We start from the raw sequence: 14,011 nt of genomic DNA, 5'->3' as shown, positions 1-14,011 counted from the left end.
CGATGAAGTTGAAAGATTTAGCGGTGCTCGGCGGCATTATCGGAATCGTACTGATGATGATCGTTCCGATCCATACGCATCTCCTCGATTTCATGTTGATCATTAACATCTCGCTGGCGCTCACGATGCTGGTCGTCGCGATGAATACGAAAGAAGCGCTGCAATTTTCGATCTTCCCCTCGCTCCTCCTCATCACGACGCTGTTCCGGCTCGCGCTGAACGTGTCGACGACAAGAAACATTTTGGCGAACGCGCATGCCGGCAAGGTCGTCGAGACGTTCGGCTCCTTCGTCGCGCAGGGCAACATCGCGGTCGGCTTCATCGTGTTCCTCATCCTCGTCATCGTTCAATTTATCGTCATTACCAAAGGTTCGGAACGCGTCGCCGAGGTCGGAGCGCGATTCACGCTCGACGCGATGCCCGGTAAGCAGATGAGCATCGACGCCGATTTGAATTCGGGGCTCATCAACGAGCAGCAAGCCCGGGAACGGCGGAAGAAGATCGAATCGGAAGCCGACTTCCACGGCGCGATGGACGGCGCGATGAAGTTCGTCAAAGGGGACGCCATCGCATCTATCATTATTCTCGTCATTAACCTGATCGGCGGCATTATTATCGGCATGACGATGAAAGGCTTCGAATTCGGCCAGGCGGTCGAGATGTATTCGATCATGACGATCGGCGACGGGCTCGTCAGCCAGATTCCGGCGCTCTTGATTTCCACGGCGGCGGGTCTGATCGTTACCCGCGCCTCCTCGGAAGGCAACTTGGCGCAAGATATTATGGAACAGTTGGGGGCGTTTCCGAAACTGCTTTACGTCGTCGGCGGTACGATCGCCCTGCTCGGTATCTTCACGCCGATCGGTCCCGTTCTCACGCTTCCCGTCGGAGGCGCGCTGGCGTTCGCGGCCTATCGGATCGACGGCGTCTTGAAGAAGCGGGAAGTGGAGCAGGAGATGCTCGTCGAGGAGCAGCAGATCGAAGAAGTGCGGAGCCCCGAGAGCGTCGTCAATTTGCTTCAGGTAGACCCGATCGAGTTCGAGTTCGGGTACGGCCTTATTCCGCTCGCGGATCAGCAGCAAGGCGGCGACTTGCTCGACCGGATCATCATGATCCGCCGTCAGTGCGCGCTCGAGCTCGGTCTCGTCGTGCCGGTCATTCGGATCCGGGACAACATTCAACTGCGCCCGAACGAATACGTCATCAAAATCAAAGGCAATACGGTCGCGCGCGGCGAACTGCTGCTGAATCATTACCTCGCCATGAGCCCCGGCATCGATGACGACAGCGTCACCGGGATCGAGACGGTCGAGCCGGCGTTCGGATTGCCGGCGCTATGGATCGACGAAGCGGCGAAGGACCGGGCGGAAATTTCCGGATATACGGTCGTAGACCCGCCCTCGGTCGTGGCGACGCACCTTACCGAGGTAATTAAGCGCCATGCGCATGAGATGATCGGACGCCAAGAGACGAAAGCGCTCGTGGAGAACGTCAAAGAGTCGTATCCGGCGCTCGTCGAGGAGCTTATCCCGAACGTTATGACGATCGGCGACGTGCAGAAGGTGCTGGCGAAGCTGCTGAAGGAAAAAGTTTCGATCCGCGATTTGGTTACCATTTTCGAGACACTCGCCGATTACGGAACGTACACGAAGGATCCCGATATTTTGACGGAATACGTAAGGCAAAGCTTGTCTCGCCAAATTACGCAGCAATATGCGCCCGGCAACGACACGCTTCGCGTCGTCACGGTCGGTCCGTCCTTGGAACGGAAAATCGCGGAGGCGGTTCAGCAATCCGATCACGGCAGCTACCTCGCCTTGGACCCGGCCAGCTCGCAAACCGTCGTTCAAAAAATTGCGGAGCAGGCGTCGAAGCTTGTGCAGTCCGGCGGCACGCCGATCGTGCTGACGTCGCCGACGATCCGCATGTATTTAAAGCAGCTGCTGGAGCGCGCGATGCAAGACGTTACCGTGTTGTCTTACAGCGAGCTTGAGCCGAACGTGGAAGTCCAAAGCATAGGGGTGGTGAACGTATGAAGGTGAAAAAGTACATCGTCGATTCGATGCCGGACGCGCTGCAGAAAATTCGCGCCGAGCTGGGCAAGGACGCCGTCATCATCAACACGAAGGAGATTCGGGTCGGCGGCTTCCTCGGGATGTTCACGAAGAAGAAGGTCGAAGTCGTCGCGGCGACGGATTCGAACCCCGAATCGGCTGCGACCGCGCGACCGACGTCCGCGATCGCGTCGTCGTCCCTCGCCGGACTGTCCGCGCCGCTCAAGCCTCCGGCTCCCGTCGCGCCGAGACCGACGCCTTCGGCTCGGCCGGAGCCGCGGCCAAACTTCGAAGCCGTGGCGGCCGCAGCGCCGACCGGACCGCTCGCGTCGGCTACGGCCGGGCCGACCGGGGCGAAGGATGACGCTCTTCTTCAGGAAATGAAGCAAATGAAGGAAATGATGCTTCGCCTAGCCCAAGCGCAGGCGGGAACGGGCCCCGTCGCCGCGTTGGCGGAAGCGTTGCCGCCCGCCTTCGACTCGATTCGTTCGCGCCTCGTACAGCAAGACGTGCTGCCCGAGCTCGCCGCGAAGCTCATCAAGGATTCCGTCGTGCTTCTCGAAGAAGCGGGGCGGCCGGTTTCGGAGCTTTCCGCGGCCGAGGCGGGCGCCGCCGTGAAGTCGGCGATCGTCGAGCTGCTTACGAAACGTCCGATCGAACAAATTCGGCAAGACGCGCGCATCGTTCATTTCGTCGGGCCGACCGGCGTCGGCAAGACGACGACGATCGCGAAGCTGGCGGCGGAGCAAACGCTCAAATTTCGGAAGTCGATCGGCCTCATTACGTCGGATACGTATCGGATCGCTGCGATCGAGCAGCTGCGAACGTATGCTTCCATCTTGAACGTGCCGCTCGAGGTCGTCTTCTCCGCGCTGGATTTGCAGAAGGCGCTCGATCGGATGCAGGATCGCGATATGATTCTGATGGACACCGCGGGCCGCAACTTCCGCAACGAGATGGCGGTATCGGAACTTCAATCGCTGCTTCGGATCGAAGAGCGCAAGGATACGTTCCTGGTCCTCAGCCTTAGTATGAAATACAGCGATATGAAAGCCGTCACCGACAATTTCTTCCGGTTCGGCGTGGAGAAGGTACTGTTTACGAAAGCGGACGAAACCGCCACGCTCGGGTCGATCGTCAACCTGTTACACGATTATCCGTTGTCTCTCTCCTACGTTACAGACGGGCAGAACGTGCCCGACGACATCAATATCGCTAACGCGAGGAATATGGCAGACGAACTAGTAGGTGAACCTCATGATGAATGACCAAGCGGAAGCGTTGCGCAATCTCGTTCGGCAGGACGTCGGAACGCCGCCTGCGGAGCGGGCTGCGCCGGAACGTCAGACGCGCATCTTGACGATCACCAGCGGCAAGGGCGGCGTCGGAAAGTCGAATTTCACGTTGAACTTCGCCTTGCAGCTGCAATCGCAAGGGTACCAGGTGCTCGTCTTCGACGCGGACATCGGCATGGCCAACATCGACGTGCTGATGGGCGCTTCGCCGAAGTACAATTTATACCATTTGTTGAAGCGGGAGAAATCGATCGAGGAGATCGTTTGCCTAGGACCGAACGATCTCCGCTTTATCGCAGGCGGTTCCGGCTTCAACGACTTGCTTTCGCTTACCAAAGAAGAGCTGCAATATTTCACGGAGCAAGTGCTCTCGCTGAGCGGGACGGTCGATTACATCTTGTTCGACACCGGCGCCGGTCTCTCGAAGGAATCGATGACGTTCATTACGGCGGCGGAACAGACGATCGTCGTGACGACGCCGGAGCCTACCTCGATTACGGACGCGTACGCCATCATCAAGATGGTCCACGCCCAGCAGCCCGACGTACGGTTCCAGCTCGTCGTCAATCGCGTGACCGACCGGAAGGAAGGCAAGCAAACCGCGGATAAGATCCGGATGGTGTCCAATCAATTTCTGCACCTCGACATTCCGACGCTCGGTTATATTCCGGACGACGCGAACGTCTCCAAGGCGGTCAAGCGGCAGATCCCGTTCTCCGTGTTGTTTCCGGATTCGGCCGCTACCCGGGAGTTGAAGGAGCTCGTTCGCCGCTTCGAAATATCGCAGCCGATGTCGGCGCCGGAAGGCGAGACGTCGGAGGCGGGAGGCGTCAAGCGGTTCCTGTCTCGGATGCTTTCGTTCATGAAATAAAGGAGGAGTCGCAATGCCCCCGTACCGCATTCTGGTGGTCGACGATTCCGCCTTCATGCGCAAGGTGGTTTCCGATATCGTGAATAACGACGAGACGCTGACGGTCGTCGGCACGGCATGCAACGGAGCGGAAGCGCTCGAAGCGGTCAAGTTGCTGCGGCCGGACGCCGTCACGATGGATCTGGAGATGCCGGTGATGACCGGACTCGAGGCGCTGCCGATGCTCATGAAGGAAGCGCCGACGCCGGTCATCATGCTCAGCAGCTCTACGGTGGAAGGAGCCGCCGCTACGATTCAAGCGCTGGAACTCGGAGCGTTCGACTTCGTGCCGAAGCCTTCGGGACCGAATTCGAGCGATCTCGGGCGGCTGCAGGAATCGCTGGCGGCGACGCTTCGGGCGGCGGTCGCCTTCCACCGAAAGGAGACGGTCAGCCGGCTTCAGCCCACGCCGTTGCCTTCGCCTGCGCCTTCGACGTTGCCTTCGCCTGCGCCGCTGCGGCCGAAGCCGCCGGAGCCTCCGGCGTGGAGAGGCGTCGCTCCGCCGGCGCCGCCGCCGAAACAGCCTGCCGCAACGAAGCCTGCCGTCTTGAAGCCTCCGGCCCGGCCGGCCGCGCCGGCTCCCGTGAAACCGGCGGCTTCCGCTCCGGCCGCGCCGTCGGCCAAGCCGGTCGGAAAGCCCGCAGAAAGGTTGAAGCCATCCGCGCCGGAAGCGCCGCCGCCCGCGAAACAACGTCCGAAGCCGCCCGTCGCGGTGTGGAATCGCGTCGTGGCGATCGGCACGTCGACGGGAGGACCTCGCGCGCTGCAGCAGGTATTAACGAGACTGCCCGAACATTTTCCGGCTCCGGTGCTCGTCGTGCAGCATATGCCCGCGGGCTTTACGAGGTCGCTGGCGCAGCGGCTGAATACGCTGTGCGCCATCGAGGTAACGGAAGCGGAGGACGGGATGGAGCTTCGACCGGGAGCGGCGTATATCGCGCCCGGTGGCTTACATATGACCCTTCGGAAGGAAGGCGGCGCGTACCGAATTCGTCTGAACGAAGATCCGCCGAGAAGCGGACATCGCCCTTCCGTCGACACGCTGTTCGAATCCCTCGCGCTGACGCCGGAGCTGGACCGGACGGCCGTGCTCATGACGGGCATGGGGAGCGACGGCGCGAAGGGGATGAAGGCGTTGTACGACCAAGGGGTGCGCCGAACGATCGCGGAGGACGCATCGAGCTGCATCGTGTACGGCATGCCGCGCGCCGCCGTCGAGCTCGGATGCGTCGCGAAGACGGTTCCGCTCGAATCGATCGCGGACCAAATCCGAAAAGAAGTAGAACAGGCCGAGGAGGTGTAGGGATGGATACGAACCAATACTTATCCATGTTTATCGATGAGTCCAGAGAGCACTTGCAAGCGATGAACGACAATATGCTCGCTCTGGAGAGCGCTCCGGACGACATCGGCATCGTGCAAAACATGTTCCGTTCGGCGCATACGCTGAAGGGAATGTCCGCAACGATGGGCTTCGAAGATATCGCATCGCTTACGCACGAGATGGAAAACGTGCTCGATCTGGTCCGCAACGGGAAGCTGAAGGTAGAGGACTACACGTTCGAGACGATCTTCCAAAGCTTGGACGCGCTCGAGGCGATGGTTTCCGATATCGTCGACGGCGGCACCGGCAAGTCGGACGTCTCCTCGATCGTGACCGATTTGAAGGCGATCGTGAACGGGACGTACGGCAAAGCGGGGAATCGAGCGGCCGACGCGACGGACCCATCGGACGGAACCCAAGGCGCCAGCGCGGCTGCCGGCGGTACGGTGCAAGGCCTGCTGGACGAATACCAATCTTCCGTGCTGCAGCAATCGCTCGAGTCCGGTCACCGCGCGTATCGGATTTCCGTCGCGATCCGCAAGGATTGCGTCCTGAAGGCGGTTCGCGCTTACATGGTGTTCGACGCCCTCGGCCGGCTCGGCGAAGTGATCAAGTCGGCGCCGTCGACGGAAGACATCGAAGCGGATCGATTCGATTACGAGTTTACGATCATCTTCCTGAGCGCCTCCGAAGGGGCTGCGATCGAAGCGGCGATCAACGGCGTGTCCGAGATCGAGCGAGCGACGGTGGAGCCGATCACGTCGGAGGACATCGCCTCGGCCGCGTCGTCGGCTGCGGCCGAAGCGGCTGCCGGCGCAGCCGCGCCGGCAGCGCCTGCGTCGGCGCAGGCGCAAGCCGCGACGACGCCGCCGTCAGCTTCGCCGGCGGCGCCGAAGGCGAGCGCGCCCGCGCCGGCGAAAGCCTCCGGGGCGGCGGCGACTCGCACGATCCGCGTCGACATCGAGAAGCTGGACACGCTGATGAACCTGTTCAGCGAGATGCTGATCGACCGCGTCCGGTTGGAATCGCTCGCGGGCGAAATCAAGCGCGCCGACCTGATCGAAACCGTCGAGCATATGGGACGGGTCAGCAGCGATCTGCAAGGCGTCGTCATGAAGCTGCGCATGATGCCGGTCGAATCGGTATTTAATCGGTTCCCGCGCATGGTGCGCGACGTCGCCAAGTCGCTCGGCAAGAAGGTCGACCTCGTCATTACGGGCGCCGACACCGAGCTCGATCGCACGGTGGTGGACGAAATCGGCGATCCGCTGGTGCATCTGCTCCGCAACTCCGTCGATCACGGCATCGAATCGATCGAGGAACGGCTGAAGGCGGGCAAGTCGGAGACCGGCACGGTCCATCTGCGCGCGTTCCACAGCGGCAATCACGTATTCATCGAGGCGGAGGACGACGGCAAGGGCATTAATCGCGACGTCGTGCTGAAGCGCGCGGTGAAGAACGGGATCGTGACGAAGGAGCAAGGCGATGCGATGAGCGACGAAGCGGTCTATATGCTGTTGTTCGCTTCGGGCTTCAGCACGGCCGATGTCATCTCGGACATCTCCGGTCGCGGCGTCGGACTCGACGTCGTCAAGTCGAAGATCGAATCGCTCGGCGGTCGCGTCTCGGTGACGTCGACCCTCGGGAAGGGCTCGAAGTTCTCGATCCAGCTGCCGCTCACGCTGTCGATCATTATGGCGATGATGGTGAAGCTCGGCGGCGAGAAATACGCGATCCCGCTGTCCAGCATCGTCGAAACGATGATTCTCCGCAAGGAGGACATCCGCAATGTGCACGGCAACCGGATGTTCGACTACCGTTCGAGCGTCGTTCCGCTCGTGTCCTTAAGCAAGCTGTTCGACGTGCCGGATTACAGCGACGAAGGCGAGGACGAGACGGAAGTCGTCATCGTGCGCAAGGGAGACCGGATCGCCGGACTTGCGGTAGACGAGCTGATCGGGCAACAAGAGATCGTCTTGAAGGCGCTCGGGAAATATTTGAACCGCGTCTTCGCGGTGTCGGGCGCCACGATTTTAGGGGATGGACAAGTCGCGCTCATTCTCGATACGAACGCGCTGATTAAATAACCTCGACAAGAGAGGAAGTGTCGTTATGGCAGCAGATACAAAGACGATCGTATTTTCGATCGGTACGGAGGAGTACGGCATCGAAGTCGAGCACGTGAAGACGATCGAGAGAATGATGCCGATGACCCGGGTACCGAAGACGCCGCCCTTCGTCAAAGGCGTCGTCAATCTCCGAGGCGTCGTCGTCCCGGTCATTCATCTGGCCTCGCGCTTCGGCTTGCCCGAGAACGAACCTACGGAAAATTCGCGGATCGTGATGGTCAACGTCGGCGACCTGGAGGTCGGCTTCATCGTCGATTCGGCGAACGACGTCATCGACGTCAACGCGGATCGCATCGAGGAGCCGCCGGAGGTCGTGGGCGGTATCCGGGCGAAATATTTGCGCGGCATCGCGAAGGTCGGAGACAACCGCCTTCTGGTGATGCTCAACTTGTCGGAGGTGCTCAACAAGAGCGAAATCATTCAGCTGGAGCAGATGGAGGACTAATCTTGAGCGAAATCGAACGGTTCGGCGAAACGCAGATGGACGTCCTTCGCGAAGTCGGCAATATCGGCGCCGGTCATGCCGCCACGGCGCTGTCGAAGCTGCTCGGCAAGCCCGTCGACATGGATGTGCCGCGCGTCAACTTGGTGCCGTTCGACGACATCGCCGAGCAGGTCGGCGGGGCGGAAGCGGTCGTCGCCGCGGTATTCCTAAGGGTGGAGGGGGATGCGCCGGGCAATTTGTTCTTCCTCCTGTCGATCGATTCCGCGAAGCAGCTGCTGCTGGAGCTGCTCGCTATGGAGACGGGGGAAGGGTCCCCATTTACGGAGCTCGAGGTATCGGCTTTGTCCGAAATCGGAAACATATTGGCGGGCTCCTATTTGTCGTCGCTTGCCGATCTCACACGCTTGAATTTGTCTCCGACGGTGCCGGGCTTCGCGGTGGACATGGCGGGCGCGATTCTGGCGTACGGTCTGCTTCAGTTCGGAGACATGGGGGATAAAGCGCTCTTGATCGAGACGTCGTTCTTCGACGGGATCGATCGGGTAGAGGGAAACCTGTTTCTGATTCCGGATCCGGAAGCGTTCGCTACGATCTTCGCCTCGTTGGGAGTGCCTCCCGAATGAGCGAAGCCGTCGTCGTGAAAGTAGGCATGGCGGATTTGAACGTCGCCGGCGGCGGACAATCGCTGCGGACGACGGGACTCGGCTCCTGCGTCGGTCTGACGCTGTTCGATCCCGTCGTTCGCGTCGCGGGCATGGCTCACGTCATGCTTCCGTCCTCCTCGATCTCGAAGGACGCGGCGTTGAATAAAGCCAAATACGCCGACACCGCGCTGCCTGAATTGCTCCTGCGCATGCAGAAGATCGGCGCGGTCGCCGGCAGACTGCAAGCGAAGCTCGCCGGCGGGGCGCAGATGTTCACCTTCTCGTCCCCGGCGGCCGACACGATGCGGATCGGTCCGCGGAACGTCGAGGCTTGCAAGGAAGCGCTGTGGCGTTACAATATTCCGATCATAGCGGAAGATACGGGTGGGAATTATGGACGTACGATCGAAATCGAAAGCGCGACGGGCAAGCTGTTCGTTCGCAGCGTACAACTCGGCGCGAAGGAGCTGTAAGCGATGATCGGCACCTGGCGGTGGAACGCGGTCGCGGCATGCGCCCTGGCCGCGGTTATCTTCTTGCTGTCGTATCGGAGCAATCCGCTCGCTACGGCGGGCATTCGCACGGGCATCGCCTTCGCCGTGACGTTCGGGATCGGTTTCGCGGTGCGCTGGCTGCTCGGCCAAGCGCTGGCAGGCGCCGAATCCGCCGCCGCCGCGCAGACGAGAGACGCCGAAGCCGCGGACGAAGCCGCCAAAGGGCAATCGATCGACATCGTCACGCCGGAGGACGAGGAGGAGGCGGGTCTCGATCTCGGCTTCGCGCCGCTCTCTCCGCCGAAGCTCGCCAAGACCGAATCCCCGATCGACCCCGAATTGCTCGCGCAAGCGTTAAGACACATGTCGGATAAATAGGAGGCGAAGGAAGTCGATGGACAGTACGCTATCGGAAACGCAGACGAACGGAATCGCGTCGGTATGGCGAAGCTGGAAAGCCACGGGCGACCCTGAAGCGAAGCGCAAGCTGATCGAGCATTACGTAAGCTTGGTCGATTACGTCACGAGTCGATTGGCCATCGGCTTGCCTCGAAATGTGTCTAAAGACGATCTTGCAAGTTATGGTATAATGGGATTAATCGACGCCGTCGATAAGTTCGACCTGGAGCGCGGCTTGCAATTCGAGACATACGCCTCCTGGCGCATCCGCGGGGCGATCATCGACGGGCTGCGCCAAGCCGATTGGGTGCCGAGATCGGTGCGGGAGAAAGCACGCAAGATCGAAGAGGCGTATCAGCGGTTGGAGCAGGAGCATCTTCGCAGCGTAACCGACGGGGAGATCAGCGCGTACCTCCAGGTGTCCGAGCAAGAGTTCCAGCAGATGGTGCAGGAAGTATCCGTCGCCTCGCTCGTGTCCCTTGAGGATCCGATCCGCGAGGAAGAGTCGGAGACGCGCATGACGCTGCTCGTGGACGAACGGGCGAAGAACCCGGAAGACAGCGTGCGGGACATCTACCTGAAGGAAAGCTTGGCGAAAGCGATCGAACGTTTAACGGAGAAGGAGCGCACGGTCGTATCGTTGTTTTATTTCGAAGAATTGTCGCTCAGCGAAATTGCGGAAGTCATGTCGTTGTCTCCGTCTAGAATTTCTCAACTGCACTCGAAGGCGATTCTCCGGCTGCGGGGTCATCTCGGCCGGGCGAAGGAACAATTGATGCAGCAGTAACGGAATTCGTCGAAGGAGAAGAGCGAAGGGGGGAACGGTGTGACGTCGGAGTTTACCATGAATCTCGGGGCGGCGGTTGCGGTGTCCGTCTCGGAGGATCGAATGAGCGCGTTCATACAAGTAGCGGAACCGGATTTGGCGCAATCGATCACGAAGGCGGGGCTCGTCGAGCTCCTGAAGGCGAACCGTGTCGTTTACGGCTTGAAGGAAGAAGCATTGTCCGCATTCGCGCTTCATCCGTTATCTTACGTCACTACGCCGTTATTGATCGCGCAAGGCGCGGCGCCGATGGCCGGCGCGGACGGGTACATCGATAACTTATTCAGTCTGGAAAATAAAGCCCGCAAACCGCTCGAACTCGAGAACGGCGCGGTGGATTACCGCGAACTGATGCAGCTGAACAACGCGGCGAGAGGGCAATTGATCGCCCAGCGCGTGCTCGCGACGAAGGGGACGGCCGGCATGGCGGTCACCGGCGAGCCGATTCCCGGCAAGGACGGGAAGGAAGCGAGATTCAAGCAAGGAAAGAACGTCGTGGTCGACGCGGAGAAGATGAGGATGTATGCGGTCATCGACGGCCTCGTCACCCAAACGGAAAAAGGCAAGCTCAACGTCTTCCCCGTCTACGAAGTGAACGGGGACGTCGATTATCACATCGGAAACATCGACTTCATCGGCACGGTCGTCGTACGCGGCAATGTGCTGAGCGGGTTTCGAATAAAAGCGGCCGGCGACATCCGCATCACGGGCGGCGTCGAAGGCGCGGAATTGGAAGCGGACGGTTCGATCGACATCGCGTCGGGCATCTTCGCGGCCAATAAGGGGTTCGTCAAGGCGGGCGTCGACGTGAAGAGCTCCTTCGTGCAAGAGGCGAACGTCTTCGCCGGGCAAAACATCGTCGTCAGTCAGAGCATCCTGCACTCGAACGTACGCGCTGGCAAGAGCATCTTATGTAAGGGATCCAAGGGGCTGATCGTCGGAGGCAATCTGCAAGCCGGCGAGATGATCGTAGCCCGCACGGTAGGCAACTCGACGTCCACGTCTACCGCGCTCGAGGTCGGCGTCGCGCCGGAGCTGCGGAACGAGCTGCAACAGCTGAGGACCGTCACGAAGCAAATCGCGGATAACCTGGACAAGACGGATAAAGCGCTTCACTTGTTGGATCAGATGGCGCTCGCCGGAACGCTGACGCCGGAGAAGCTGGAGCTCCGGACGAAGCTGCTCAGCACGAAGCGCACGTCGACCGAAGAGCTCGGCGCGGCGAGGGAACGCATCTGGGAAATCGAAACGAGCCTCGAGGATATCGAGAAGGCGAAGGTCGAAATCATCGGTACGGTGTACTCCGGCACGAAGGTCGTCATCGGCCGATATACGCGTTTCATTAAGGACGCTACGACGCGGGTCGCCTTCCAATTGCAAGGCGGCGAGATCACGTTAACCTCTCATTTTTAGCCCGCGGCCCTAAGGCCGCACCTGGCGATCGGGGGAACGAGAGATGAGCATGAAGGGCGTCGAGATGCAAATCGCCATACCTCGCACGAACGAAGCGACGACCGTGCAAAATCATCTGAATCATAAGCCTACGTACGATCAAGCGGTATTGGCGAACCAAACGACGAAGCAAACGGAACGGCGGAAGAAAGTCAGCGCGGAGGTGGACGCATCCGCGTTTTTGAACGTGAAGGAAGAAGGGTACGGCGGCTCCGGCGCAAGGCGGAACGCGGCGAAGCCGCGTACGGCCGGCAAGGAGGAGGACGCCCGTTTGTCCGGGGCGGATTCGGGTCATCCTTACAAGGGAAAACATATCGATATTTCATTATAGGGACGGTTGGGGGAATGTTCGTTGGAGATGTGGATGATCGTGGCGCTGCTCGGGCTCGTCATTATTTTATACGCCTCGATGCTGCCCCGCACCTCCGAGCGCAAGCCGGTGCAGGAAGATTTCCTCGACTCCGTGGGCGATACGCTGCAGCAGTTCGCCGACGAGATCGAGTCCGAAAATAAAGAGCTTATCCGTATGGTAGGAGAGATGAAGCGGGAGCACGAACAGCGGACGGGCAAGCTGCTCGCCCGCATCGAGCAGCTCGAGAAGCATTCCGCCGCGCCGGAGGAGCGCCTAGGGGCGCTCTCGCCCGCGGCGCCTACGCCGTCTGCGAATTCGACGCCTGCCTCCGCGCCTCGGCCGTTCGTCGCGAGCGTCGCCCCGGAGCTGCCGCCGCCGCTTCGCGCGGATCGGCTGCGCCCCGAGTCGGTGACGCACGTCGCCGCCGAAACGCGTCCTTCGTCCGTCGAATCGGCGGCCGCGACATTCCCGGTCGAGCCGGGCCTCAAGGACAAGCCCGCCCCGGAACCGGCGTCCCGGTTCGCCGATACGGTGAAATCCCGTTATAAGGAAGTGTTCGATCTGCACGACAGCGGCAAGTCGATCGAACATATCGCTAAGAAGCTCGGCAAAAACAAAGGCGAAGTACAGCTGATCATCGGACTCGCCAAACAGGAGGAACCGCAGCATGGCCAGCCGTAAGACGTATCTGTACGGGCTCGGAACGGGGCTGATCGCCGGCTCGTTGCTGCTGCAGCTGGCCAGCATCGGCCAGTCCGCGACGAGCGCGTTGAGCGAGGCCGAGCTGCAGGCGGCGGCGGCGGCCGGCGGGTACGTCTTGAAGGATGCCCGCATGGCGTGGTTCAACGAGTCCGAGGTGGAGGCCCGCGTCGCGGAAGCGGTCGAAGAAGCGTTAACGGGAGCCGCGGCGGGCGCGGGGGACGAGAAGCCGGCGGAGCAGCCCGTCGAAGCTCTGCCCGTCGCCAAAATTTACGCCTTCACGATCGCCGAAGGCACCGAGCTGACGACGGTCGCTAAGCTGCTGTACGAGCTCGGTCTCGTCTCGGATTATAACGGCTTCTTGATCGAGATGGACGAGCGGGGGCTCGCCGGGAAAATCCAGGCCAAGCATTATCGATTCGACCGCGTGCCGACGACGGACGAGCTGATCGAAGCGCTCATCACGCCATAATTTTCGAAGATAGAAGTTAAAAGTTGCGAAGGTCGCCGGTGGTATGTTATATTTGTAGACGGTGTGAAAAATCACACGCCTTTTCAATTTTCATCGTGGTGCTTTCGCCTGGCGGGAGCTCGATGGGAAGATGCGAAGGGCGGAGGCCAAAAAAACCATTTTGAGGAGGTGCGTGAAAGATGGCAGTAATTTCCATGAAACAGCTTCTGGAGGCAGGCGTGCACTTCGGTCACCAAACTCGCCGCTGGAACCCGAAAATGGACAAGTACATCTTCACGGAACGTAACGGGATTTACATTATCGACTTGCAAAAGACGGTAAAGAAGGTTGAAGAAGCATACAACTTCGTGAAGTCGGTCGCCGAGAACAACGGCACGATCCTCTTCGTAGGCACGAAGAAGCAAGCGCAAGACTCCGTCGCGGAGGAAGCCGCTCGCTGCGGTCAATTCTACATCAACCAACGTTGGCTCGGCGGCACGCTGACCAACTTCGAGACGATCAAGAAGCGGATCAACC

The 14,011-nt window shown here is 60.4% G+C and carries 15 protein-coding genes; all 15 read left to right on the top strand.

Annotation, left to right across the window (positions count from 1 at the left end; genetic code table 11):
- Positions 1-2 precede the first annotated feature (2 nt).
- Entirely contained in the window at positions 3-2,036 is a 2,034-nt protein-coding gene (gene flhA / locus RIN49_RS16565; protein WP_309121273.1) for a flagellar biosynthesis protein FlhA, read from the top strand.
- Positions 2,033-3,322, top strand: coding sequence for a flagellar biosynthesis GTPase FlhF (gene flhF, locus RIN49_RS16560; protein WP_309121272.1), 1,290 nt, complete (start codon positions 2,033-2,035; stop codon positions 3,320-3,322). Before flhA ends, flhF begins: the two co-directional genes overlap by 4 nt.
- Complete coding sequence (locus tag RIN49_RS16555; RefSeq protein ID WP_309121271.1) at positions 3,315-4,220, top strand: MinD/ParA family protein; 906 nt, start codon at positions 3,315-3,317, stop codon at positions 4,218-4,220. Before flhF ends, RIN49_RS16555 begins: the two co-directional genes overlap by 8 nt.
- Before the next feature lie 13 nt (positions 4,221-4,233).
- On the top strand, positions 4,234-5,562 hold the full coding sequence (locus tag RIN49_RS16550) for a protein-glutamate methylesterase/protein-glutamine glutaminase (protein WP_309121270.1): 1,329 nt from the start codon (positions 4,234-4,236) through the stop codon (positions 5,560-5,562).
- Between the two features lie 2 nt (positions 5,563-5,564).
- Positions 5,565-7,670 carry a chemotaxis protein CheA gene (locus tag RIN49_RS16545; RefSeq protein WP_309121269.1) on the top strand — a complete coding sequence of 702 codons (2,106 nt, stop codon included), beginning with the start codon at positions 5,565-5,567 and terminating at the stop codon, positions 7,668-7,670.
- A 25-nt stretch (positions 7,671-7,695) separates the two neighbouring features.
- On the top strand, positions 7,696-8,157 hold the full coding sequence (locus RIN49_RS16540; protein ID WP_309121268.1) for a chemotaxis protein CheW: 462 nt from the start codon (positions 7,696-7,698) through the stop codon (positions 8,155-8,157).
- 35 nt (positions 8,158-8,192) lie between these two features.
- A complete protein-coding gene (locus tag RIN49_RS16535; protein WP_309121395.1) occupies positions 8,193-8,780 on the top strand; it encodes a chemotaxis protein CheC in 588 nt (195 codons plus the stop codon).
- Complete coding sequence (locus tag RIN49_RS16530) at positions 8,777-9,274, top strand: chemotaxis protein CheD (RefSeq protein WP_309121267.1); 498 nt, start codon at positions 8,777-8,779, stop codon at positions 9,272-9,274. The genes RIN49_RS16535 and RIN49_RS16530 overlap by 4 nt, the downstream gene beginning before the upstream one ends.
- Before the next feature lie 3 nt (positions 9,275-9,277).
- The gene (locus RIN49_RS16525; RefSeq protein ID WP_309121266.1) at positions 9,278-9,673 is read left to right on the top strand and encodes a hypothetical protein; all 396 of its coding nucleotides are present in this window, start codon (positions 9,278-9,280) and stop codon (positions 9,671-9,673) included.
- 16 nt (positions 9,674-9,689) lie between these two features.
- Positions 9,690-10,481 (top strand): FliA/WhiG family RNA polymerase sigma factor, encoded by a 792-nt coding sequence (locus RIN49_RS16520; RefSeq protein WP_309121265.1) that lies wholly within the window; start codon positions 9,690-9,692, stop codon positions 10,479-10,481.
- Between the two features lie 57 nt (positions 10,482-10,538).
- Positions 10,539-11,933 (top strand): flagellar assembly protein A, encoded by a 1,395-nt coding sequence (locus RIN49_RS16515; protein ID WP_309121394.1) that lies wholly within the window; start codon positions 10,539-10,541, stop codon positions 11,931-11,933.
- Positions 11,934-11,976: 43 nt separating this feature from the next.
- Positions 11,977-12,303: a hypothetical protein gene (locus tag RIN49_RS16510; RefSeq protein ID WP_309121264.1), complete on the top strand. Its 327-nt coding sequence runs from the start codon at positions 11,977-11,979 to the stop codon at positions 12,301-12,303.
- Between the two features lie 27 nt (positions 12,304-12,330).
- Entirely contained in the window at positions 12,331-13,005 is a 675-nt protein-coding gene (locus RIN49_RS16505) for a DUF6115 domain-containing protein (RefSeq protein WP_309121393.1), read from the top strand.
- Entirely contained in the window at positions 12,992-13,495 is a 504-nt protein-coding gene (locus RIN49_RS16500; protein WP_309121263.1) for a hypothetical protein, read from the top strand. The genes RIN49_RS16505 and RIN49_RS16500 overlap by 14 nt, the downstream gene beginning before the upstream one ends.
- 179 nt (positions 13,496-13,674) lie before the next feature.
- A partial coding sequence (gene rpsB / locus RIN49_RS16495) for a 30S ribosomal protein S2 (protein ID WP_309121262.1) occupies positions 13,675-14,011 on the top strand: 337 nt, incomplete at its 3' end.

The organism is Paenibacillus sp. (assembly GCF_031177825.1).
Lineage (GTDB): Bacteria > Bacillota > Bacilli > Paenibacillales > YIM-B00363 > Paenibacillus_AE.
Note: the sequence above shows the minus strand (reverse complement) of the source record. Positions and strands in the feature narration are given on the sequence as shown.